Origin of the sequence: Sphingobium sp. LF-16 (assembly GCF_003711185.1) — a bacterium.
Classification (GTDB): Bacteria; Pseudomonadota; Alphaproteobacteria; order Sphingomonadales; family Sphingomonadaceae; genus Sphingobium; species Sphingobium yanoikuyae_A.
This window is the reverse complement of the sequence record NZ_CP029335.1, coordinates 2,165,134-2,187,950: the sequence shown is the minus strand read 5'-3', so window position 1 is coordinate 2,187,950 and position 22,817 is coordinate 2,165,134. Positions and strand designations below refer to the sequence as shown.

Here is a 22,817-nt window from a genome sequence, read left to right as displayed (position 1 = left end):
CTTTCCGCGCGCCGTCCGATCAAACGCATGGAACGGCGCGATCCGCTATGCCACAATCGTCGCTCGGGTCCATCAGGGAGTATAAATATATGCAATTGCGGGGGATATTGCTGGCAGGGGCGATGCTGGGAGTAGGGGGGCTGGCAATGCCAGTCGGGGCGCAGGCGGCAGCGGATGCCGGCGCGGCCAAGGAGATATTGAAGCGATCGGTCGCGTTCAAGACGGTCGAGGGGGCGGGGCAGGTGCCCGCGCTCGCGACCTATTATGCGTCGGTGCTCAAGCAGGCGGGCTTTGCCGATGCCGATATCGTCATCACCCCGATGGGCGAGACCGCGACCCTGGCGGCGACGATCAAGGGGCGGGAACCCAGCCTCAAGCCGATGCTGATGATCGGTCATATGGACGTGGTGGCCGCCAACCGCGCCGACTGGACGCGCGATCCCTTCGTCCCGGTCGAGGAGGATGGCTATATTTTCGGGCGCGGGTCGGAAGATAATAAATATGACGTGGCGATGATGGTTGCGACGCTGGCGCAGCTCAAGAAGGAGGGCTGGACCCCGCGCCGCAGCGTCATCCTGCTGTTGTCGGGCGACGAGGAGACCAACATGGTCACCACCAAGGCGCTGGCGGCCAAATATAAGGATGCCGAACTGCTGCTGAACGGCGATGGCGGCGGCGGTCTGCTCGACGAGAGTGGCAAGCCCGTCCTCTACCAGTTGCAGGCGGGCGAGAAGACCTATGCCGATTTCGAGATCGGCTTCACCGATCCGGGCGGCCATTCGAGCGCGCCGACGCCAGGCAATCCGATCTATCGGTTGGCCAAGGCGATCGACCGGATCGCGGCCTATCAGTTCCCGCCGATGATCAACGAACTGACCAAGGCGTCGCTCAGCTTGTCGGCGCAGCGGATCGGCGGCGATGTGGGGGAAGCGATGCGCCTCTATGCCGCGACCCAGGATCCGGCCTCTGCGGAACTATTGTCGAGCCGGCCCGAATTTGTGGGGCAGGTGCGCACCACCTGCGTCGCGACCATGCTGTCGGGCGGCCATGCGCTCAACGCCCTGCCGCAAAGTGCCAAGGTCAGCGTCAATTGCCGCATCTTTCCCGGCGTGAAGATCGACGATGTGAAGGCGCAACTGATCAAGGTGGTGGATGATCAAAGCGTGACCTTCACCACGCTCAACGACCCCACTGGCAGCGACGCCTCGCCGTTGCGCGACGATGTGGTGAAGGCGGTGGCGGCCGCGATCAAGGCGCGCTCGCCCGCGATCACGGTGATGCCGGGGATGTCGGCCGGCGCGACCGACAGCCTCTATTTCCGCGCGCTGGGCGTGCCCAGCTATGGCGTATCCAGCCTGTTCATGAAGGCGCAGGACGGCTTTGCCCATGGCCTCAATGAACGGGTGCCGGTGGCGGGCATCGCCGCCTCGCTGGCCCAGTGGGACAGCGTGGTCCGGGCGCTGGCGAAGTAAGGTTTATCCTTAATTCGTTTGGGCTGAGCGAAGTCGAAGCCCGACACTGAGCGAAGCGAAGTGGCCTCCCGATGGTCGGCCGTGCCCTTCGACTTCGCTCAGGGCGAACGGATGGATATCAGCCTCGCACGGCCACCGCATTGGCGGCCGAGAGGACGGCCTTGACCGATGCGGTCGCGACGTCGCTGTCGGTGCCGATGCCGAAGACGGTGCGGCCGTCGGCGGTGCGGCATTCGACATAGGCGGCGGCGTTCACGTCGGTGCCGGCGCCGATGGCGTGCTCATTATAGTCGGCAACCTCCAGCACCACGCCCAGTTCGTCGCGCAGCGCAGCCAGCACCGACGAGATGAGGCCGTTGCCGCGACCCGAGATCGAGCGTTCGCCGCCTTCATGGACGATCTTGCCGGTGAAGATGCGGTCGCCCGCGCTGCCGCTCTCATGATAGTCGATCAGGCTATAGGCCTGGTCGCCGGTCTGATGATAATAGTCGTCGAACGCGGCCGAGATGTCGGCGGCGTTGAGTTCGCGGCTCGACTGGTCGGCCAGCGCCTGCACCACCTTCGAGAAGTCGGCCTGCATCCGCTTGGGCAGCTTATAGCCCTTGTCCTGCTGCAGCACCCAGGCGACGCCGCCCTTGCCCGACTGCGAATTGACGCGGATCACCGCCTCATAGTCGCGGCCCAGATCCTTGGGGTCGATTGGCAGATAGGGGACGTTCCAGAACAGGTCGTTGCGCGCTTCCTGCGCGGCAAAGCCCTTCTTGATCGCGTCCTGGTGGCTGCCCGAGAAGGCAGTGAACACCAGTTCGCCGGCATAGGGGTGGCGCGGGTGGACGGGCAGCTGGTTGCAATATTCGACGGTCTGGATGACTTCGTCGATGTCGCTGAAGTCCAGCTCCGGATCGATGCCCTGTGTGTACATGTTGAGCGCGACGGTCACCAGGTCGCAATTGCCCGTGCGTTCGCCATTACCGAACAGGCAGCCTTCGACGCGGTCGGCGCCGGCCATGATGCCCAGTTCGGCGGCGGCGACGCCGGTGCCCCGGTCATTATGGGTGTGCAGCGAGATCACCACGCTGTCACGGCGCGAGATGTTGCGGCAGATCCATTCGATCTGGTCGGCATAGATGTTGGGGGTCGCGCACTCGACGGTGGCGGGCAGGTTCAGGATCAGCGGCCGATCCGGTGTCGGCTGCAGGATGTCCATCACCGCCTCGCAACATTCCAGGCTGAAATCCAGCTCGGCGGTCGAGAAGGTTTCGGGGCTATATTCGAAATGCCAGTCGGTGTCGGGCATTCGCGCCGCATTGTCGCGCAGCAGCTTGGCGGCGTTGATCGCGATCTGCTTGATTTCCGGGCGTTCCATCTGGAACACGATGTTGCGCCAGGCCGGCGAGATCGCGTTATAGACATGGACGATCGCCTGCTTCGCGCCACGCAGGCTTTCGAAGGTGGTGGCGATCAGATCCTCGCGCGCCTGGGTCAGCACCTGGGGCATGACATCGTCGGGGATCGCGCCTTCCTTGACCAGGCCCGAAATGAAGTCGAACTCGGTCGCGCCGGCGGCGGGGAAGCCGACCTCGATCTCCTTGACGCCGACCTTGACCAGCAGGTCGAAGAAGCGACGCTTCTTTTCCGCGTTCATCGGGTCGATCAGCGACTGGTTGCCGTCGCGCATGTCGGTCGACAGCCAGCGGGGCGCCTTGGTGATGACCTTGGACGGCCATTGGCGATTGGGCAGGTCCACCTGGGGGAAGGGGCGGTATTTCTGCGAAGGATCGGTCAGCATCATGGGATCAAACTACTTCCTGGCTCGGGACGCTATTGCGCGCTCCGGGGTACGACTTGACTGTGATGAATGCCCTTAGGCGGATCGACGCTGCCCTTAGCCGGAAGGCAGCACAAAAGCCACGCCTAAGGGCGTGTAAGTCGTAGCAGGGTAAGAAGCGCGACGCTCTGCATGATGCTGTCCCATAAACGCGGACAGGAGGAGCGTAAAGCCGTTTCTTGCGAAAGGGGCGTCAGGCGCGACGGAAAATTGCGTCGATGGTCAGGTCGACCTTGTCCGACACGAAGGGGCGGCCAAAGCCCATGCCATAATGGCTGCGCTCGACGCTCATGCTGCCGGTGAAGTGCAGGATGGCGATCCCAGGCGCTTCGTCGGGCGTGACGCCGGTCAGCCGGACCGACAGGGTGACCGCGCGGGTCTGGCCATGCATGGTGAGTTCGCCCGGAATGATCGTCGCGCTGTCGCTGCCGGCCAGCGGCGCGTCCCTGGCGGTAAAGCGCACGGTCGGGAAATGGACCATGTCGAAAAAGCTCTCGCCTTTCAGTATGGCGTCGGTCGAAGGATCGCCCGTGGTCATCTTCTCGACCGGGAAGCGGATATCGACGTCGGCCCGCTCGGGCCGGGCGGGGTCGATCATCACCATGCCCTCGGGCTGGGTCAAATCGCCTTCATAGCCGCCAACCAGCGCCTTCACATGGAAGTGGACTTTGGTCGCTGCGCCATCCACCAGATAGCGGCCCGGCGCATAGAGCGCAGGGCCGCCATCCGGACTGGCCACCGCCGGCCCGCACGCGATCAGGCTCAGAAGCAGGATCGCGCGGGCCGGGCGGGGGATCATCGCATCACTTCTGGAAGGCGACGATGATCTTCAGTTCGACATTGTCGCCGACGACGGGGACGAAGCCGCCCATGCCGAAATCGCTGCGCTTGATCGTGCCGGTCGCGACGAAGCCGACATTTTCCTTCTTGTTCATCGGGTTCGCACCGGCGCCATAGAATTCGGCATCCAGCTTCACCGGCTTGGTGATGCCCTTGATGGTCAGGTTGCCGGTGATGTCCGCGCCGGTCGCGCCGTCGGGCTTCACGCCGGTCGACACGAAGGTCGCGGTCGGGAATTTGGCGGCGTCGAAAAATTCGGGCTTGGCGAGATGCTCGTTCAGCGCCGGGATGCCGGTGGTGAGGTTGGCGATCGGCAGGGTGATCGACACCTTCGATGCCGAGAGATTGGCCTTGTCCAGTGTCAGCGTGCCGGTCGGCTGGGTGATGACGCCCATATTGTTGGTGAAGCCCATATGGTCATAGGCGAAGACGATCTGGGTGTGGCTGGGCTCGACGCTGTAGGTACCGCCGGTGACCTTGGCGACATCCTTGCTGCCGGGGACGGCCATCGGGGCCTGGGCGATGACGACAGTGCCGCCGGCGACCGCGATCAGGGCAGCGGCAGAGATCAGATATTTGCGCATGGGAAACGCTCTCCAAAAGCATTCAAGGGACGCGGCACAGAATATGCCACGTCCCTCGATTGTTCCAGAGGCGTAACCGGAAACGGATCGTTCCGTTTCCGGTGCGCGAAAGGGCTTAGTTCTTGTCCTTGTTGACCAGCTTGTTGGCGCCGATCCAGGGCATCATGGCGCGCAGCTGCGAACCGGTCTTTTCGATCTGGTGGGCGGCAGCCTGCTTGCGGCTGGCCTTGAGTTCGGGCTGACCGGCGCGGTTGTCGAGGATGAAGTCCTTGACGAAGCGGCCCGACTGGATGTCGGCCAGAACGCGCTTCATTTCCTTCTTGGTTTCCTCGGTGATGATGCGCGGGCCGGTCTTGATGTCGCCATATTCGGCGGTGTTCGAGATCGAGTAGCGCATGTCGGCGATGCCGCCTTCATACATCAGGTCGACGATCAGCTTCAGCTCGTGCAGACATTCGAAATAGGCCATTTCCGGGGCATAGCCGGCTTCGACCAGGGTTTCGAAACCTGCCTGGACCAGCGCGGTGGCGCCGCCGCACAGAACGGCCTGCTCGCCGAACAGATCGGTTTCGCATTCCTCGCGGAAGTTGGTTTCGATGATGCCGCTGCGGCCGCCGCCGACGCCCGAGGCGTAGGACAGGGCGATGTCATGGGCGTTGCCGGTCGCGTCCTGATGGACGGCGATCAGGCAGGGGACGCCGCCGCCGCGCTGATATTCGCCGCGCACGGTGTGGCCGGGGCCCTTGGGCGCGATCATGATGACGTCGATGTCGGCGGGGACCTCGATCAAGCCGAAATGGATGTTGAGGCCATGGGCGAAGGCGAGCGCGGCGCCGGGGCGCAGATTGCCCTTGATGTCGGCTTCATAGATGGCGGCCTGATGCTCGTCGGGCGCCAGGATCATCAGTACGTCGGCCCACTGGGCGGCTTCCTTGTTCGGCAGCACCTTGAAACCGGCGCCTTCGGCCTTCTTGGCGCTGGGCGAACCGGGGCGCAGGGCGATGGCGACTTCGGCAACGCCGGAGTCGCGCAGATTCTGCGCATGGGCGTGGCCCTGCGAGCCATAGCCCAATATGGCGACCTTCTTGCCCTTGATCAGGCCGATGTCTGCGTCGCGATCGTAATAAACCTTCATTGGAAAACCCCTTCTCGTCCCCCCATGCAGGGGGCGTTAGACAATAGTGGTGGAAAGAAACGCCGCCTGTGACGGCGCGGAATGGAATATCAGGCCGGCTCCTTGCCGCGGATCAGGCCGGCTACGCCGGTGCGACCGACCTCGACCAGGCCGATCTGGCGCATCAGGCCGACGAAATTGTCGATCTTCTCGGTCGTGCCGGTGATCTCGAAGATGAAGCTCTCGATCGTGGTGTCGACCACCTTGGCACGGAACACGTCGGCCAGGCGCAGCGCCTCGATCCGGTCCTCGCCGGTGCCGGCGACCTTGACCAGCGCTAGTTCGCGCTCGACGAACGGGCCGGCGTCGGTCAGGTCGGTGACCTTGTGGACCGGCACCAGCCGATCGAGCTGGGCGATGATCTGGTCGATCACCTTGGGCGGGCCGTTGGTGACGATGGTGATGCGGCTGATCGCATGATCGTCGGTAATGTCGGCCACGGTCAGGCTGTCGATATTATAGCCGCGCGCGGTGAACAGGCCGGCGATGCGGGCCAGGATGCCCGCCTCGTTCGACACCGTCAGCGACAGGACGTGCCGCTCGCTCTGTTCTTCGTGGATATGCATCAGATGCTGTTCCCGTCTTCCATTTCTTCGCGCTCGGGGCGCGGCGAGATCATGCCGATAAAGGCATAGTGCCAATCATCGTCCTGCGGGTGGGCGAGGCGGACGGGAAAGGCCGTCACCGCGTCGAACATCCGCAGAAGATGTTCGCCCACATAGCGTGGGCCGGCCAGCAGCCGATCGACCTGCAGGCCATGATATTCGAACCCGCTATCCAGATGCACTTCCCATTCCTCATTGTCGGGGTCAGCATGGTCGCTGGTCCAGCCGGTGAGTTCGGTCGTGCCTGTGATCCGTTCGAAATCCCAGGGTTCGGTCACGAAAATGCGGACCTTGGCGGGGGTGGTCACACCAGTGCCTTTGCCTCGTCCGACATGACGCCTTCGATCTGGTTGGGATCGAGCAGCATTTCGGTATGGGCCGCACCCGACGGGATCATCGGGAAACAGTTGGACAGCTTTGCCACGCGGCAATCGACGATCACGGGGCCGTCGGTTTCCAGCATCTGGCGGATGCCGGCCTCCAGTTCCTGCGGTCCTTCGATGCGGATGCCGGTCCAGCCATAGGCTTCGCCCAGCTTCACGAAGTCGGGCAGGCTGTCCGAATAGCTGTTGGAATAGCGGCTTTCATAGGTCAGTTCCTGCCACTGGCGGACCATGCCCATATATTCATTGTTCAGGATGAAGATCTTGACCGGCAGGCGATACTGGCTGGCCGTCCCCATTTCCTGGATGTTCATCTGGATCGAGGCGTCGCCGGCGATGCAGATGCTGATGCTGTCGGGATTGCCCATCTGCGCGCCGATGGCGGCGGGGAAGCCATAGCCCATGGTGCCCAGGCCGCCCGAGGTCAGCCACTTGTTCGGTTCTTCAAAGCCGAAATGCTGGGCCGCCCACATCTGGTGCTGGCCGACTTCGGTGGTGATGATGATGTCCTTGCCGGTCGCGCGGGTGGCCTTGTAGAGGTCTGCGATCGCCTTTTGCGGCATGATCTCGCTGCCGCTTTCGGGGTAGGACAGGCTCTTCTTGGCACGCCATTCGGCAATCCGCGCCCACCAGGCCGACAGGTCCGCCTTTTCATGGCCGCGCTGCTTCCACAGGGCGATCATGTCCTCCAGCGCGCTGCCGACATCGGCAACGACCGGGACGTCGACATCGACGATCTTGTTGATCGAACTGCGGTCGATATCGATATGCACCTTGCGGCTGTTGGGCGCGAAGGCGTCCAGCCGGCCGGTGACGCGATCGTCGAAACGCGCGCCGATGCACAGGATCAGGTCCGCCTGGTTCATCGCCCAATTGGCTTCATAGGTGCCGTGCATGCCCAGCATGCCGACCCACTGGTCGGACGACGCGGGGAAGGCGCCCAGGCCCATCAGGGTCGAGGTGACGGGCGCGCCGGTCATCGCCGCCAGTTCGCGCAGCAGGGCGCTGGCCTGCGGACCCGAATTGATGACGCCGCCGCCTGTGTAGAAGATCGGCCGCTCGGCCGCGGCCAGCATTTCGACCGCCGTATCGATCGCGGCGGCATCCGCCTTGGTCTGCGGATGATAGCTGGCATGGACCTTCAGTTCCGGCCGGGCATAGGGCGCGGTCGCGATCTGGACATTCTTGGGAATGTCGACGACGACCGGGCCGGGGCGGCCGGTGGTGGCGATATGGAACGCCTCATGGACGATGCCGGCCAGCTTGGCCGGATCCTTCACCAGATAATTATGCTTGGTGCAGTGGCGCGTAATGCCGACCGTGTCCGCTTCCTGGAAGGCGTCGGTGCCGATCAGTTGCGTCGGCACCTGACCCGTGATGACGATCATCGGGATCGAATCCAGCAGCGCGTCGGTGATACCGGTGACGGCATTGGTCGCGCCGGGGCCAGAGGTGACCAGGACGACGCCGGGCTTGCCGGTCGAGCGGGCATAGCCCTCCGCCATGTGGGTCGCGCCCTGCTCGTGGCGCACTAGGACATGCTTGATCGTGGGGTGATTATAGAGCGCGTCATAGATGGGCAGCACGGCGCCGCCCGGATAGCCGAACACAACTTCGACGCCCAGATCAACCAGGCACTCGACCAAAATGTCCGCGCCGCTCTTTTCGGCCACGATGAAACTCCTCTTTTTTAAGATGCTGGCTCGCGGGTCTGCGCCGTCGCGCCCGCATTGGCAAGGCGCCAGCGTCTAGAGGACATAAAATGCGTGGTCAACCCCTATTGTTGTAATTTAATTGCTAATTCATTGGCAATTTCAGCATCAATCGATCTCTTTTCGCGATGCCAGTCCTGCGGCGGCTGGTTGGAGAACCAGGTATATTGGCGTTTGGCATATTGGCGCGTGGCGAGCTGGCCACGCGCCATCATCGTGTCACGATCGATGTCACCTTTGAGCCAGGCGGCGATTTCGGGCACGCCGATCGCCCGCATCACCGGTAGGTCGGGGGTGAGGTTGCGGGGCAGCAGCGCCTCCACCTCGGCAACGGCACCCTGATCGACCATCTGTTCGAACCGCCGGTCGCAGCGTTCGATCAGCCAGTCGCGGGGCGGCAGCAGGATCATCGGGGACAGGTTGATGCGGTCGGCGATGCCGCCCTGCTTGTGCTGCTGCCATATCTTCAGCGGCTTGCCGGTCGATCGCACCACTTCCAGCGCGCGGGCGACGCGGGTGGTGTCGGCCGGGGCGAGGCGGACGGCGGCTTCCGGGTCTTCGCTGCGCAGTGCTTCATGCGCCTGCGCCACCGGCATGGCGCGGACGGTGGCGCGGATATCGGCGTCTATCTCCGGCACCGGCGCGATGCCGTCGAGCAAGGTCCGTATATAAAGGCCGGTGCCGCCAACCAGCACGGGCAGCTTGCCGGCTTCATGGGTGGCGTCGATCTCCGCCCTGGCCTCGGCGGCCCAGCGTGCGGCGGAGCAGGCTTCCGCTCCATCGATATGGCCGAACAGGCGATGGGGCACGCCGCCCATTTCCTCTTGCGACGGGCGGGCGGACAGGATGGCGAGGTCGGCATAGACCTGGCTGGCATCGGCATTGATGACGACGCCGTCGGCGATCTGGGCCAGGCGGACGGCGAGCGCGCTCTTGCCGCTGGCGGTCGGCCCGGCAATAAGCGCGACCGGTGGGCGGGATTCGCCCGGCATATGTGCGGGAGTGTTCATGTTCGTCGCGACCTTAGTGGCAAAAGGTGGGTTGGACCACGACCTGCTCAGCGAAATTGCGCACCAGTTTGATCGCGATTGTACTGCGGGCGCTGGTTACTCCATATCCATGATCGACGACGGCATCGCTGCGGACATCTTCTTTGAACCGGCGGACGGTGTCGAAAAATCGGATTGCCTCGAAATTTCGCGAGCGATCAAAGAGATCGCACTTTCCATCGCGCAGGGCGGGTATGGCCGCGACTTGGCTTTGGATGTGATCGTCCAACCTGCCGCCACACGCGAGAAGACGCTGCTGATCGCCGACATGGATTCGACCATGATCACGGTCGAGTGCATCGACGAACTGGCCGATTATGCCGGGATCAAGCCGCAGATTGCCGAGATCACCGAACGGGCGATGCGCGGCGAACTGGATTTCGAAGGCGCGCTGCATGGCCGCGTCGCCCTGTTGAAAGGGCTGCCCGACAGCGCGATCGACCAGTGCCGCGAGGAGCGGGTGGTGATCATGGGCGGTGCGCGCGAACTGGTGCGCACAATGAAGGCGCGCGGCGCACGCACCCTGCTGGTTTCTGGCGGTTTCACCCGCTTCACCGGGCCGGTCGCGGCGGAAATCGGCTTCGATGTGCATGTCGCCAATGTGCTGGAAATTGCCGATGGCGCGCTGCTTGGCACCGTCACCGTCCCGATCGTCGATGCCGCGCGCAAGCGCACCGAACTGGAGGCCGCGATCGACGGCGGGATCGACCGTGCGCTGACGCTGGCGGTGGGTGACGGCGCCAATGACATTCCGATGATCGAGGGGGCTGGGCTGGGCGTCGCCTATCATGCCAAGCCCAAGACCCGCGCGGCGGCAGCGGCCGAGATCGTCCATGGCGACCTGTCGGTGCTGCTTTATGCGCAAGGCATCGCTTCGGCCGAATGGGTCCGCGACTGATCCCATATGCTCAACGGTTGGGCGCGCTTGAGGCACGCCCTGCCGTCATTGCACAAGGGTAATGGATTCCATTTCGCCCCTGAACCGTTGTCGTCGCACTGCATCCCGGCAGTGGGTCCAATTGGCGTCGCGACAGGATCGTGGCGCACAGGGAGATGGTATGAAAATCCAGACAATGGCGCTGGTCGCCGGTAGCCTGCTGGCGCTGAGCGCCTGCTCGAAAAATGATGCGCCGGTGACCAGCGCGCCGCCGCTCGGGCCGGGCGCGATTGCCGGCACGGTGGCCGCAGACCGCAACGGCGATGGCTATGTCGACGGCTATTATACGTCGGATGGCATCTATCACCCGGTCCAGGGACCGCCCTGTCCGCCGCCCCCGCCGCCGCCGGCGCCGCCCCGTTCCGGAGAACGCGGCTGAGCAATCTTCCTTTCCGGGCGCGGCATTTCCGCCGCGCCCCCCGACATCCTGTTTCCCTGATCCTCGTCATGCTGATCGCCGGTTCCGTGCCGGGGATGGTGGCTGCGCAGCCGGCTGCCAGCGACACGGCGGCGCGGTCGAGCGTGGCAGCTGAAATCCGGTCGGCGGCAAGCGGCAAGCTGCGCGATTTCTATGGCACGCGCGGCTATTGGCCGCTGTGGAGCGACAAGGGCAAGGTCCGCGCCGAACCGGCGCAAGCGCTGCTGACGCTGCTCGACAGTGCCGATCAGGACGGGCTGCGATCGCGCGACTATGATGCCAGGGGGGTGTTGCGGGCGATCAAGGAGGCCGATGCCTCGGGCGACCCCAAGGCGCTTGCGCGGGTCGACGTCGCCCTGTCGAAGGCGCTGGCCACCTATGTCGCCGATGTCCGCCGCCCGTCCAAGGCGGTGAAGATGCGCTATCTCGACCCCGAGGTGGAACCGCAGGCGCCAGATGCGGCGGAGGTGCTGCGCGCGGCGGCGGTCGCGCCGTCGCTGGCGAGCTATGTCGAGAAGGCGGGCTGGATGAGCCCGCTCTACATGAAGCTGCGCGCGGCAAGCGGCGCCTATGCAACGCGCTGGGGCGGCCTGCCGGCGGTGAACGTGCCGACCGACGTCAAGCTGCGGCCGGGCGGATCGAGTGGCGAGATCGCGATCCTGCGTCATCGGTTGGGGCTGCCCGACGGGGTCGATTATGACAAGGCGCTGGCGGCCAAGGTCAAGCTGTTCCAGGCCGATCACGGGCTGGATGCGGACGGCATTGCCGGCGCGCAGACGATCGAGGCGCTCAATCGTGGTCCGGGCCATTATGGCCGGATATTGACCCTCAATCTGGAGCGTGCGCGGCTGCTGCCCGGCCCATGGGTGCGGCATGTCGAGGTCGATGCGGCATCAGCGCGGCTCTATTATTATAGCGGCGGCGAATTGGACGGATCGATGAAGGTCGTGGCCGGCGCCAAGGAAAGCCAGACGCCGATGATGGCGGGCATGATCCGCTATGCGACGCTCAATCCCTATTGGAATGTCCCGCCCGACCTGGTCGAGCGCAAGATCGCCCCCAAGATCCTGGACGGGGCGACGCTCAGGAAGATGCGCTATGAGGCGTTGAGCGACTGGACCGCTGACGCGCAGACGCTTAACCAGAGCGAGATCGACTGGCAGGCGGTGGCAGCGGGGCAGCGCGAATTGCGCGTGCGCCAGTTGCCCGGCGGCAATAATGCCATGGGGAAGATCAAGTTCATGTTCCCCAATGACCTGGGCATCTATCTGCACGACACGCCCGACCGGGCGCTGTTCGCCAAGCCGGTGCGCCATTTCAGCAATGGCTGCGTCCGGCTGGAGGATGCGCAGCGTCTGGGGCGCTGGTTCTTCGGCAAGACGCCGACCGCAGAGAGCGACGCGCCCGAACAATATGTGCCGCTGCCCCGTCCGGTGCCGGTCTATCTTACCTATCTGACGGTGGTGCCGACGGCGGACGGGGTGCAGTTCCTGCCCGACGATTATGGACGGGACGGGGAGTGATCTCCCCGTCCTGCCGGCTCAATGGATGCTGGCAACCATCCGCGTTGTTGGATTAGTGTATGCCTGCCAGCATCCACAGGGCCATGGCGACCATCATGACATTCTCGGTGAGCGAGACGAAGCCGAGCGGCACGTTGCTGCTGCCGCCGACGCAGGCGCATTTGAGTTCGCGCTTCTCGATATAGACCGCCTTGAACACCGACACGGCGCCGATGCCGCCGATGAACAGGGCGACCGGGATCGACAGCCAGGGGGCGAGGCCGGTCAGCATCAGCGCGCCCGCGCCCAGTTCCAGGAAGGGATAGATACGGCCATAGGGAATGACGCGGCGGGCGAGCAGGTCATAGTTGAGGAACATGGTCGCGAACCGCTCCACATCCTGCAGCTTCAGCATGGCGAGCAGCATCATGGCGATGGCGATGAACCGTTCGAGTGTCAGCAGTCCGATCAGCGGCGCCAAGGTCAGCCAGTTGATCGCCAGTGCCAGCAGCGCGGCGACGGCAAAGACGGCGAGGACGGGCACATAGCTGGTCGCGCCGGGAACCGGCACCTTGAGGCCCAGGAAGCGGCGCAGATCGTCATGGCCGCCGATCCGCCGGCCATCGATGAAGATTTGCGGCGTCGTCTTTACGTCATGCTGTGCCTTGAAGGCGTCGGTCTCGGCCCGGCTGCTAAGGGCATGATCCTCGACCCGATAGCCATGGCGGCGCAGCAGCCAGCGCGCCTTGAGGCCATAGGGACAGACATGGCCGGGCATCACCATGCGGTAGAGCTGGGCCGGCTTTTCCGGGGCCGGATTTCCCGAGGCTGGGGACATTGCATCATCCTTGTTTACGCTGCGATGCCCCTCATATAGGGTCTGTACCATGGTACGGAGTCAAGGCATGAGCATGACAATTTCCGCACTGGCCCGCGCGGGCGATGTCGGGGTGGAGACGGTGCGCTTCTACCAGCGGCGCGGCCTGCTGGATGCGCCCGATCGGCCGGAGGGCAGCGTGCGCCGCTATGGCGAGAGCGACGTGCGGCGGTTGCGCTTCATCCGGTCGGCGCAGGCGGCGGGCTTCACGCTGGAACAGATTGGCGAACTGCTGCAGCTCGATGCCGGGCAGGATCGCAAGCGGGCGCGCGAGCTGGCGGCCGATCGGATCGCGGCGCTGGATGTGAAGATCGCGGAACTGGAGGCGGCGCGGGCGGCGCTGACGCGGCTGGCCCGGCAATGCCATGCCTCCGATGAAGGGCCGTGCCCGATCATCGCGGCGTTCGAGGACTGCGCTCAGACGTCCTGCGTCTGATCGTCCTGCTTCTGCGCCATCTGCCGGCGCGACATTTCCCGACGCACCGAGTAGCTGGTGGGATCACGGCGAAAATGGTCGCGCATCATGCGCCGCTGTTCGCTGATGATGTGCCAGATATCTTCCGGACTCTTGCCTTCGGTCATTGATCCGTCCGCCCTTTTCCGTTCGACTGCAGGGCAGGGAATATCGCTTTCGCAACGATCAATCCGTGAGCGCGATCACGTAAACGGCGCTTTAACGCTGTTACTTCAGATATATGCAACTCCGGCAGCGCGCGCTGGGCGGGATGACTGTTGGAAATCGCACGCTTAACTTCGCATATTTCCCGCACATTCTGACATTATGTTGCGTTCCGCTGATCCTATCGGAAAGCGGCGTGGGATCACGATGGGAAAGAGCCGCCGGGAATGTAGCGGGGCGGGACGTTGTAGGACAGGCGTGCCTATTCCAGCCCGGCGACGAGGCCGTCGATCGCGCCCTGAAGGATGTAGCTGGCGGCGAGTTTGTCGACCAGTTCGTCGCGGCGGGCGCGGCTGGCGTCCGCCTCCAGCAGGGTGCGGGTGACGGCCTGGGTCGACCAGCGCTCGTCCCAGAGCAGCACGGGCAGGCCGATATCCGCCACATTATGGGCGAAGGCGCGGCTCGCCTGGCTGCGCGGGCTGTTGGTGCCGTCGAGGTTGAGCGGCAGGCCGATGACGATGCCCTTGACCTGCTGCCGCGCCATGAAGGCTTCGAGCGCCGGCTTGTCCTTGCTGAACTTGCCGCGATTGACGGTGTAGGCGGGGCTGGCGATCGACCATTGGGCATCGCACAGGGCAAGACCGATCGTCTTCGTCCCCACATCCATGCCGATCAGGCGGCCGCCCTCGGGCAGGGCTGCGCGAAATTCCGCGCGGTCAGTCGTGACAAGTTTCATGGGTCTCAGTGTGTCTTGGTGAAAGCGGCCAGTCGCTGGCGGGCGTCGTCGCGCACATTGCCCCAGAACAGGCTGTAATCATAGACATGATAATTATTGCCCGGCAGCGTGTAGGGGCCCATGTCGACCGGCTCGCCGATCATCAGCACGCCGCTGGTGTCGCAGCGGGCAGGGACGATGCCGGCGACCAGATGAGCCGGCTTGTCGGCGGCTCGGGCGTCGAGCGTGCCGATATTGGCGCTGGCGGGCGCATTGCCGTTGAAGGTGCCGGTGATCGGATTGGTGCAGAGCATGTGCGTGCCCTTGCGCGGCTGGCCATTGAGGCCCTGCTTGCGCTCGAAGCTTTCGACCACGGCGGACGGATCGGCCGGTTCGGCATAGCTTTGCCAGCTGACGATGCAGTGCGATTGATCCCGCCTGGCACAGGCGGGGAAGCCCAATGCAGGCAGGTCGGCCTCGACCGAGATCGGCCAGCCCACGGCATAGATGGCGGCGACCCGGTCAGCGACCGGCTTGCCCGCCACCTGTTCGCGCACCAGTTGCAGCAGGTGGCGTGACCCCTGGCTGTGGCCGGCGAGGATCAGCGGGCCGGTGGGATTGGCCTTGAGGAAGGCGGCGAAGGCCTGGGTCACGTCGCGATAGGCGGCTGCGAGCGCCTGGTCGCCCTCTGCCCCGGTGGTGAGGAAGGCGCCATAATTGGCCTGGCGATAGCGCGGCGCCCAGACATTGCCGGCGGCGCTGAAGGCACTGGCCTGGCCGAGCACGAAGCGGCGCGCGGTTGCATTGCTTTCCGCATCGTCCAGCGGTGCATTCCAATGGGCATTGCCAAGCGGCGTCACATAGCTGGTCGGGTGGATGAAGAAGACCGCGGCCTTCTGCGCAGGCGGCGCGAGCCTGGCCGCGCCTTGTGGTGTCCAGAGCGCGGGATTGTCCTTGGTCAGGTCGGGGCGGGCGATCCACATTTTCGGATCGTCATAGGCGTTGGCGGGCAGGGGCTGGAGCGGCTGGAACGCTTCGCGCGGGACCATCACCGCCCGCATGATCTGCATCCCCCAGATGCGATAGGCGAGCAGCATCGCAAGCACCAGCACGACCAGGCCGGCGACGATATAGAGGAATTTGCGGGCCACTTGCTCTCGTCTCCATCCCTGTGCGGGGATCGCCCCGCCTTCGTGCGGCCTGTCTGGCCCATGCGCGGCAGTCATGCAAGATGGGGGCATGCAAGATGGGCGCATGCAAGATGGCAGATGGTGCAGCAGGACACTTGAAGCGGACTGGTGCGGGTGCTAGCGGCTTGGCCCATGTCGATAGACCTTCAGACCGTGAAAAAGATCGCCAGCCTTTCGCGCATTTCGGTGACGGATGCGGAAGCGGAAGCCATGGTGCCCGAACTCAACAATATCCTTGGCTGGGTGGAACAGCTGGGCGAGGTGGACGTGACCGGCGTGCAGCCGATGACGGCCGTCATCCCCAACCATCAACGCCTGCGCGACGATGTCGTCACTGACGGCAATGTGCGTGACAAGGTGCTGGCCAATGCGCCGCAGGCCGAACATGGCTTCTTCGCGGTGCCCAAGGTGATCGAATAATGACTAATCTGACTGATCTGACGGTTGCGGAAATCCGCGACGGCTTCCGCGCGGGCGATTTTTCGGCGCGCGAAGTGGCCGAGGGCTTCAATGCCAATGTCGCTGCTGCCAAGGCGCTGAACGCCTTCATCGTCGAGACGCCCGAAAAGGCGCTGGCAGCGGCCGACGCGGCCGACAAGGCCAAGGCCGCCGGCGAGACGCTGGGCCAGCTGGCTGGCGTGCCGATCGGCATGAAGGACCTGTTCTGCACCGAAGGCACGCAGACCACCGCCGCGTCGCACATGCTGGAAGGCTTCGTGCCGACCTATGAATCGACCGTGTCGGGCAAGCTGTGGGCGGCCGGCGCGGGCATGCTGGGCAAGCTCAACCTCGACCAGTTCGCCATGGGTTCGTCCAACGAGACCAGCTATTATGGCAATGTGATCTCGCCCTGGCGGCGCGGCGGCGGCGATAACGCCGCACTGGCGCCCGGCGGTTCGTCGGGCGGTTCCTCCTCGGCCATTTCCGCGCGGCTCTGCCCGGCGGCGACCGGCACCGACACTGGTGGCTCGATCCGCCAGCCCGCCGCCTTCACCGGCATCAGCGGCATCAAGCCAACCTATGGCCGCTGCTCGCGCTTCGGCATCGTCGCCTTCGCCAGTTCGCTGGACCAGGCCGGGCCGATGGCGCGCACCGTGCGCGACAATGCGATCCTGCTGGAAGTCATGTCGGGCTTCGATCCCAAGGATTCGACCAGCCTCGATCTGGCGGTTCCGCAGTGGGAAGCCAATTTGTCGAGCGATCTCAAGGGCAAGAAGGTCGGTATTCCCAAGGAATATCGCCCCGATGGCCTGAACGCCGAAATCTCCGCCATGTGGGATCGCGGCATCGAATGGCTCAAGGACGCCGGCGCCGAAGTGGTCGAAGTGTCGCTGCCGCATACCAAATATGCGCTGCCGACCTATTATATCATCGCGCCTGCCGAAGCCTCGTCGAACCTCGCCCGTTATGACGGCGTGCGCTATGGCCAGCGCGACCTGCCCGATGGCGCAGGTTTGCAGGACATGTATGCCGCGACCCGCGCTGCCGGCTTCGGCCCGGAAGTGAAGCGCCGCATCATGATCGGCACCTATGTGCTGTCGGCCGGCTTCTACGACGCCTATTATACCCAGGCGCAGAAGGTGCGGGCGCTGATCGCGCGCGATTTCGAGCTGGCGTTCGAAAAGTGCGATCTGCTGCTGACGCCGACCGCGCCGAGCGCCTCCTTCGCGCTGGGCGAGAAGCAGGCCGATCCGCTGGCCATGTATCTGAACGACGTCTTCACCGTGCCGGCCTCGCTGGCCGGGCTGCCGGCGATGGCGATTCCGGGCGGGCTGGATTCGGCCGGCCTGCCGATCGGCCTGCAGGTGATCGGCAAGGCGCTGGACGAACAGACCGTGCTGAACGCCTCGCTCGCAATCGAAGAACGCGCTGGTTTCAGCGCACGCCCTGACAAGTGGTGGTAATATGACTGAATCAACCTATCGCATCCAGGGCGCAACCGGCGAGTGGGAGGTCGTGATCGGCCTGGAAGTCCATGCGCAGGTGACGTCGAACGCGAAGCTCTTTTCCGGCGCCGCGACGGCGTTCGGCGCGGAGCCCAATACGCAGGTCAGCCTGATCGATGCGGCCATGCCCGGCATGCTGCCCGTGCCCAACCGCGAGTGCATCCGCCAGGCGGTGCGCACCGGCATGGCGATCGACGCGCAGATCAACAAATGGTCGCGTTTCGACCGCAAGAATTATTTCTATGCGGATCTGCCGCAGGGCTATCAGATCAGCCAGCTCTATCACCCGATCGTGGGCGAAGGGCAGATCGAGATCGTGCTGGACGAGAAGAACCCCGAAGCCAGCACCAAGGTGATCGGCGTCGAGCGCATCCATGTCGAGCAGGATGCCGGCAAGCTGATGCATGACCAGCATCCGACCAGCTCCTATGTCGACCTCAACCGGTCGGGCGTGGCGCTGATGGAAATCGTGTCGAAGCCGGACATGCGTTCGCCTGCCGAAGCAGGGGCTTATCTCTCGAAGCTGCGGACCATTCTTCGCTATGTCGGCTCGTGCGACGGCAATATGGACCAGGGGTCGATGCGCGCCGACGTCAACGTCTCCGTGCGTCGTCCCGGCGAAGAATTCGGCACCCGCACCGAGACCAAGAATGTGAACTCGGTCCGCTTTGTCATGGCCGTGGTCGAGCATGAAGCGAACCGCCAGGTCGACGTGCTGGAAGCCGGCGGCAAGATCGTGCAGGAAACGCGCCTCTATGACCCGGATCGGAACGAGACCCGTTCGATGCGGTCGAAGGAAGATGCGCATGACTATCGCTACTTCCCCGATCCCGACCTGTTGCCGCTGGAACTGGACGATGCCTTCCTGGAGGAATGCCGCCAGTCGCTGCCGGAACTGCCGGACGCGAAGTTGCGCCGCTATGCCCAGGATCTGGGCCTGTCCGCCTATAATGCCGCGACCCTGACCGCCGACGCCGACACGGCGCGCTGGTTCGAGGCGCTGCTGGCCGAAGGCGCGCGCATCCAGAAGAAGAGCGAGGGCGAGGTCGCCAAGGCATCGGCCAACTGGCTGCTGTCGGAGCTGTATGGCGCGCTCAACCGCATTGGCAAGAGCCTTGAGGAAAGCCCGGTAAGCCCCGAGGAAGGCGCCGAATTGCTGGCGCTGGTGGCCGATGGCACGATCAGCGGCACGATCGCCAAGCAGGTGTTCGAGATCATGCTGGAAACAGGCGACAAGCCCGGCAAGATCGTCGAGGAAAAGGGCCTGAAGCAGACCAGCGACACTGGCGCGATCGAGGCGGCTGTGGCCGATGTCCTCGCCAAGAATGGCGACAAGGTCGAGCAGTATCGCGGCGGCAAGGAAGCCCTGTTCGGCTTCTTCGTCGGCCAGACGATGAAGGCGATGCAGGGCAAGGCCAACCCCCAGGTCGTCAACGAACTGGTCAAGAAGGCGCTCGCCGGCTGACAGCAGGACGTCAATTGATAGGCAAAGAAGGGGTGATGGCGATGCCATCGCCCCTTTTTCTTGGTCGTAGCCACATGGTTGGACGTTGCTGCACCAAGCGACTGCGAGGGCGGAACGGAACTAGCCCATGAAAAAAGGGGCGCCGCTCGGGTGAAACCCATGCGACGCCCCTCTTTTTTGCCTTGGCGTCCCTTGGGGAGGAACATCATGCCGTGGCGCAACTGGCGGACCGGGAGGGTCTGTGGGGTGTGGCCCGCCAATTCCTTATTCAGACGTCACAGGACGAAGTTAACCGTCGCCCGGAATGAGATTGCGACGTGATTTTGTTGTTCTTCCGCACCGAACTCACCGCCGACGCGGAACGTGTCGGTGCCGCCATAGAGGCGAGCCCGGCCGGTCCAGCCGCTGGTGCGCTTGTCGGCGACCAGGACGAAATCATCGCCATCCTTGAAATGGGCGACCGTGTCGCCGAGCGACCCGCCGATCAGTTGGCGGCGTCCGCCTTCCAGTTCGAACCGTGCCCAGCCATCCTCGCGATTGAGGCTGCCGAAATCATAGCCGGCGGCGATCGTGCCGTTGGCGGTCATTTCGTCGCTGGTGCGGCCATCGACGGTCAGGTTGAACGCGTCGCCGCCGCCGCTTTCGCTATAGCCGCTTTCCTTCAGGCGATAATAGTCGAAGCCCACGCCCGGACGCAGGCTGAAGCGGTTGAACTGGAGCTGATAGGAAGCCCCGGCCGTGGCCGAATAGAGCTTGCCCGACCAGTCACCGGTCGCCTTGCGCACGACATCGTCGAGCGCGAAGTTGCGGGTGCCGTCAAAGTCGATATGCGCCGCCGAAACGCGCGCGAAGGCTTGGAGCGGACCCCAGCTGCCGCGCCAGTGCGCCGCCAGTTCGAACTGGTCGGAATCCGCCGAGCTGTTGGAGCTGTCGCTGGTGTCCCGGCCATGGATATAGGCGAAGGAACCACCGAAGGCGCCAAGATCGGTCAGATATTCGACGCCGCCGCCAGCGCCCCAGCCATTGATGTCGTAGGAAGCGGTGTCGCCGATGCTCTTGGAACTGCCGAACGCGACCTGCTGCAACCAGAAGCCCAGCTTGCCGTCCTTGGTCCGGTAGATGCCGTTGGGATCGGACAGGATGCGCGCGGTCGCCCGCGAGCCGGCGGTGACGGCTTCGAAGGTGCTGCCGGAATGTTCAGGCAGCATCTGGCGCAGCGCACCGTTCAGCGTCTGGCCGTCGGTCACGTCCAGATAGGCGTTGGCCAGCGTGCTGTCATTGTCGAGCGCGTTGAAGATCGCCGAATAGGCCCTTGAAAGCGAACCGGTCAGGCCCAGTTCCGACGTGGTCTTGGCGGCGATCGACAGGGTTACGTCACCGGTCGTGGTGTCGCTGCTGACGCTGCCCTTGAACATATAGGGCAGCAGGGTCGCGCTATCGAGCGCCGGGGTGCCGGACAGCGATGCGGCGCGGACGATGACATAGTCGCCTTCCGATCCGCCGACCTGGGTCAGCGCCACCTTCACCTTGGAACCGCTGGCGAAGCTGGCAGCGCCGGCCACGTCATAGACGGTGTTGGTGCCATCGGCGCCGTTGATGGTGACGCCCAGCGCCGAGCCGGAGGAGGCGCTGAGCGAGGCGAGCGCGACCGAACCGGTGTTGCTGACAGCCAGCGTGCCGCCGTTCAGCACCAGCGCCATATTGCCGCTGTTGCTGATCGCGCCGGTATAGCTGGAGGTGCCGTTCAGCGTCATCGTGCCGCTGGCGCCGCCAAAGTCGAGCGCGCCGGTGACGCTGGCGGTATCGGCCAGGGTCAGGGTGGCGCCGGTGCCGGCATAGCTGAGATCGCCGGTCAGGGTCGAACTGCCCGAGAGCGACAGGCTGTTGTTGCCGGCGCCCAGGCTGACATCGCCGACGATCCGGCCAGCCGATACCGTCATGACGTCATCGCCCGAGCCGAGCTTGACGTCGCCGACGATGCTGGGCGCGGTCGCGGTCGAGGAGGCGAGTGCCTGGGTCAGCGTCACGCCGCTGCTGTTGGCGCTGAGGTCAATGGCGGTGTTGGTAAGGCCGCCGGTCGCCGAGATGGTGCCGGTGTTGCTGAGGCTGGAGACGGTGCCCGAGGAATCGAGGATCGCGATCGCGCGACCCTTTTCATCATCGGCGGCGACGGCCGCGACGGTGCCGCTGACCTTGACCGAATTCACCTGTGCCCCGGCGTCGATCACCACGCCGCGCGACGTGGTGTTCGCGAGCGCCGCGCCCGATGCGGCGACGGTGCCCGAAATCTCGATCGCGTCGCTGGTCGCGCCCGAACCCAGGCGCAGCGCGGTGGCGTTGCTGTCATAGGAGATGGCGGTGATCGATCCGGCGACCAGGACGCCCTTGGCAATGTCGACATCGCCGCCCAGGCCGCCGATCACCATCGCATTGGCATCGACGCCGTCATAGATGCCATAGCCCGCGATCGCGCCGCGCACGACCACGCCATAGCCCGAACTGTCGCCCTGGACCACGCCGATTCTGGTGTCGGCCGTGGCCGAGCCGATCTGCACCGCAGCCGCCGAGCCATAGTTGATGACCGTGGCGGTGGTTTCGGTGCTGTCGAGCAGGCCGTCATCATCGATGTCGGTGTCATCTTCGTCGTCATCGTCGCTGGCGGTCGGCGCGACGTCGAACACGATGCCGCCGCTGGCATTGCCGGCGATGACGAGGGCGGGGCCGCCCTGCAGCAGGTCGTCGGCATCGAGCTTGGTGACGTCGCTCGGGCGGGTGGTGGAGCGATAGCCGGTGCTGACGATCGTGCCCTGGATCTTCACTGCGCCATCGACATCGCCCAGCAGGGCGACGGCGGTGCTGTTTGCGCCCTTGGTGCTGATCGAACCGCGGATCGTGGCGTTGCCGTCAATATCGTTGGCGACCACGCCATAGCTGTTGTCGCCGACGACGGAGATGGTGCCATAGGTCGACAGATTGCCGATCAGGGTCGAGTTGACGCGGATGCCGGCGCTGTTGTTGCCTTCGATCGAGATCGCGCCAGTGGTGTCGATATTGCCGGTGTGGGCCGCGCCGGATTCGACCAGGATGCCATTGCGGTTCGTCCCTTTGGCGAACGTCCCGTCAATGTCGCCGTCACTGTCCGTGTCCGTCGCGGTATAATCTTCCGTCAGCGTGATCGTGCCGCTGTTGGTGATGTTGCCGGTGGTGCCGGCCTTGATCAGAATGCCGGTCGCATTGTCGGCATCGTTGATGGTCAGCGAACCGGCGTTGCTGACATTGTTGTTGCTGTCCATCGTGATCGCGGTGCCGCTGGTCAGCGTGATGCTGCCAGCCGAGCTGACCGTGATCGCATCGGCCGCGCCCGAGGCGACGGTGGAGGTCTTGACGGCGGTGGTGGTGGATGAACCGATCGTGGTTTCCGCCGCGGCGTTGGTTGCGGTCAGCGCAACCAGAACCGGGGCGATGGCCGTGCAGGCCAGCAAATGTCGCATGATATCTCCT

Annotated in this window: 21 protein-coding genes; 8 read left to right on the top strand and 13 right to left on the bottom strand. The window is 64.4% G+C overall.

Annotation, left to right across the window (positions count from 1 at the left end):
- Positions 1-89 precede the first annotated feature (89 nt).
- A complete protein-coding gene (locus tag DIZ22_RS10205; RefSeq protein WP_234415746.1) occupies positions 90-1,472 on the top strand; it encodes a M20/M25/M40 family metallo-hydrolase in 1,383 nt (460 codons plus the stop codon).
- 118 nt (positions 1,473-1,590) lie between these two features.
- Here DIZ22_RS10205 and leuA read toward each other — a convergent pair whose 3' ends face one another.
- The 8 genes from leuA to miaA all read right to left on the bottom strand — a co-directional run bounded on the left by leuA (position 1,591) and on the right by miaA (position 9,608).
- Positions 1,591-3,264, bottom strand: coding sequence for a 2-isopropylmalate synthase (leuA, locus tag DIZ22_RS10200; protein ID WP_048937305.1), 1,674 nt, complete (start codon positions 3,262-3,264; stop codon positions 1,591-1,593).
- A gap of 229 nt (positions 3,265-3,493) precedes the next feature.
- Positions 3,494-4,099 (bottom strand): YceI family protein, encoded by a 606-nt coding sequence (locus DIZ22_RS10195; RefSeq protein WP_048937304.1) that lies wholly within the window; start codon positions 4,097-4,099, stop codon positions 3,494-3,496.
- Positions 4,100-4,103: 4 nt separating this feature from the next.
- Positions 4,104-4,724 carry a YceI family protein gene (locus DIZ22_RS10190; protein ID WP_122928162.1) on the bottom strand — a complete coding sequence of 207 codons (621 nt, stop codon included), beginning with the start codon at positions 4,722-4,724 and terminating at the stop codon, positions 4,104-4,106.
- A gap of 115 nt (positions 4,725-4,839) precedes the next feature.
- Positions 4,840-5,859, bottom strand: coding sequence for a ketol-acid reductoisomerase (gene ilvC, locus DIZ22_RS10185; protein WP_004211826.1), 1,020 nt, complete (start codon positions 5,857-5,859; stop codon positions 4,840-4,842).
- 89 nt (positions 5,860-5,948) lie between these two features.
- Positions 5,949-6,464, bottom strand: a complete 516-nt coding sequence (ilvN, locus tag DIZ22_RS10180) for an acetolactate synthase small subunit (RefSeq protein WP_004211828.1) — start codon at positions 6,462-6,464, stop codon at positions 5,949-5,951.
- Positions 6,464-6,811: a hypothetical protein gene (locus DIZ22_RS10175; protein ID WP_010337168.1), complete on the bottom strand. Its 348-nt coding sequence runs from the start codon at positions 6,809-6,811 to the stop codon at positions 6,464-6,466. The genes ilvN and DIZ22_RS10175 overlap by 1 nt, the downstream gene beginning before the upstream one ends.
- The gene (locus tag DIZ22_RS10170) at positions 6,808-8,559 is read right to left on the bottom strand and encodes an acetolactate synthase 3 large subunit (RefSeq protein WP_048937302.1); all 1,752 of its coding nucleotides are present in this window, start codon (positions 8,557-8,559) and stop codon (positions 6,808-6,810) included. The genes DIZ22_RS10175 and DIZ22_RS10170 overlap by 4 nt, the downstream gene beginning before the upstream one ends.
- Before the next feature lie 104 nt (positions 8,560-8,663).
- Entirely contained in the window at positions 8,664-9,608 is a 945-nt protein-coding gene (gene miaA / locus DIZ22_RS10165) for a tRNA (adenosine(37)-N6)-dimethylallyltransferase MiaA (RefSeq protein ID WP_048937301.1), read from the bottom strand.
- Between miaA and serB the strand changes: the two genes are divergently transcribed.
- From serB to DIZ22_RS10150, 3 genes are all read left to right on the top strand, one after another.
- A complete protein-coding gene (gene serB / locus DIZ22_RS10160; protein ID WP_048937300.1) occupies positions 9,607-10,545 on the top strand; it encodes a phosphoserine phosphatase SerB in 939 nt (312 codons plus the stop codon). The genes miaA and serB overlap by 2 nt on opposite strands.
- A gap of 160 nt (positions 10,546-10,705) precedes the next feature.
- Entirely contained in the window at positions 10,706-10,963 is a 258-nt protein-coding gene (locus tag DIZ22_RS10155) for a hypothetical protein (RefSeq protein ID WP_010337163.1), read from the top strand.
- Between the two features lie 68 nt (positions 10,964-11,031).
- Positions 11,032-12,525, top strand: coding sequence for a L,D-transpeptidase family protein (locus DIZ22_RS10150; protein WP_048937299.1), 1,494 nt, complete (start codon positions 11,032-11,034; stop codon positions 12,523-12,525).
- Between the two features lie 52 nt (positions 12,526-12,577).
- Here DIZ22_RS10150 and DIZ22_RS10145 read toward each other — a convergent pair whose 3' ends face one another.
- Positions 12,578-13,342: a MauE/DoxX family redox-associated membrane protein gene (locus DIZ22_RS10145; protein WP_048937378.1), complete on the bottom strand. Its 765-nt coding sequence runs from the start codon at positions 13,340-13,342 to the stop codon at positions 12,578-12,580.
- A gap of 67 nt (positions 13,343-13,409) precedes the next feature.
- On the opposite strand from DIZ22_RS10145, the gene DIZ22_RS10140 reads away from it, so the two are divergent.
- Positions 13,410-13,817: a MerR family transcriptional regulator gene (locus DIZ22_RS10140; protein WP_122928161.1), complete on the top strand. Its 408-nt coding sequence runs from the start codon at positions 13,410-13,412 to the stop codon at positions 13,815-13,817.
- Here the strand turns inward: DIZ22_RS10140 and DIZ22_RS10135 are convergent.
- The 3 genes from DIZ22_RS10135 to DIZ22_RS10125 all read right to left on the bottom strand — a co-directional run bounded on the left by DIZ22_RS10135 (position 13,799) and on the right by DIZ22_RS10125 (position 15,866).
- Positions 13,799-13,963 carry a hypothetical protein gene (locus DIZ22_RS10135; RefSeq protein WP_004211842.1) on the bottom strand — a complete coding sequence of 55 codons (165 nt, stop codon included), beginning with the start codon at positions 13,961-13,963 and terminating at the stop codon, positions 13,799-13,801. The genes DIZ22_RS10140 and DIZ22_RS10135 overlap by 19 nt on opposite strands.
- Positions 13,964-14,262: 299 nt before the next feature.
- On the bottom strand, positions 14,263-14,736 hold the full coding sequence (ruvX, locus tag DIZ22_RS10130) for a Holliday junction resolvase RuvX (RefSeq protein ID WP_048937297.1): 474 nt from the start codon (positions 14,734-14,736) through the stop codon (positions 14,263-14,265).
- A 5-nt stretch (positions 14,737-14,741) separates the two neighbouring features.
- Positions 14,742-15,866 (bottom strand): DUF3089 domain-containing protein, encoded by a 1,125-nt coding sequence (locus DIZ22_RS10125; RefSeq protein WP_122928160.1) that lies wholly within the window; start codon positions 15,864-15,866, stop codon positions 14,742-14,744.
- 171 nt (positions 15,867-16,037) lie between these two features.
- On the opposite strand from DIZ22_RS10125, the gene gatC reads away from it, so the two are divergent.
- The 3 genes from gatC to gatB are packed head-to-tail and all read left to right on the top strand — an operon-like array spanning position 16,038 to position 19,316.
- A complete protein-coding gene (gene gatC / locus DIZ22_RS10120; protein ID WP_004211845.1) occupies positions 16,038-16,325 on the top strand; it encodes an Asp-tRNA(Asn)/Glu-tRNA(Gln) amidotransferase subunit GatC in 288 nt (95 codons plus the stop codon).
- Positions 16,325-17,809: an Asp-tRNA(Asn)/Glu-tRNA(Gln) amidotransferase subunit GatA gene (gatA, locus tag DIZ22_RS10115; RefSeq protein ID WP_048937295.1), complete on the top strand. Its 1,485-nt coding sequence runs from the start codon at positions 16,325-16,327 to the stop codon at positions 17,807-17,809. Before gatC ends, gatA begins: the two co-directional genes overlap by 1 nt.
- 1 nt (position 17,810) lies before the next feature.
- Positions 17,811-19,316, top strand: coding sequence for an Asp-tRNA(Asn)/Glu-tRNA(Gln) amidotransferase subunit GatB (gatB, locus tag DIZ22_RS10110; RefSeq protein ID WP_010337156.1), 1,506 nt, complete (start codon positions 17,811-17,813; stop codon positions 19,314-19,316).
- 275 nt (positions 19,317-19,591) lie between these two features.
- Here the strand turns inward: gatB and DIZ22_RS10105 are convergent, their stop codons facing one another.
- Positions 19,592-22,807, bottom strand: a complete 3,216-nt coding sequence (locus DIZ22_RS10105; protein ID WP_122928159.1) for an autotransporter domain-containing protein — start codon at positions 22,805-22,807, stop codon at positions 19,592-19,594.
- Between the last annotated feature and the right edge of the window lie 10 nt (positions 22,808-22,817).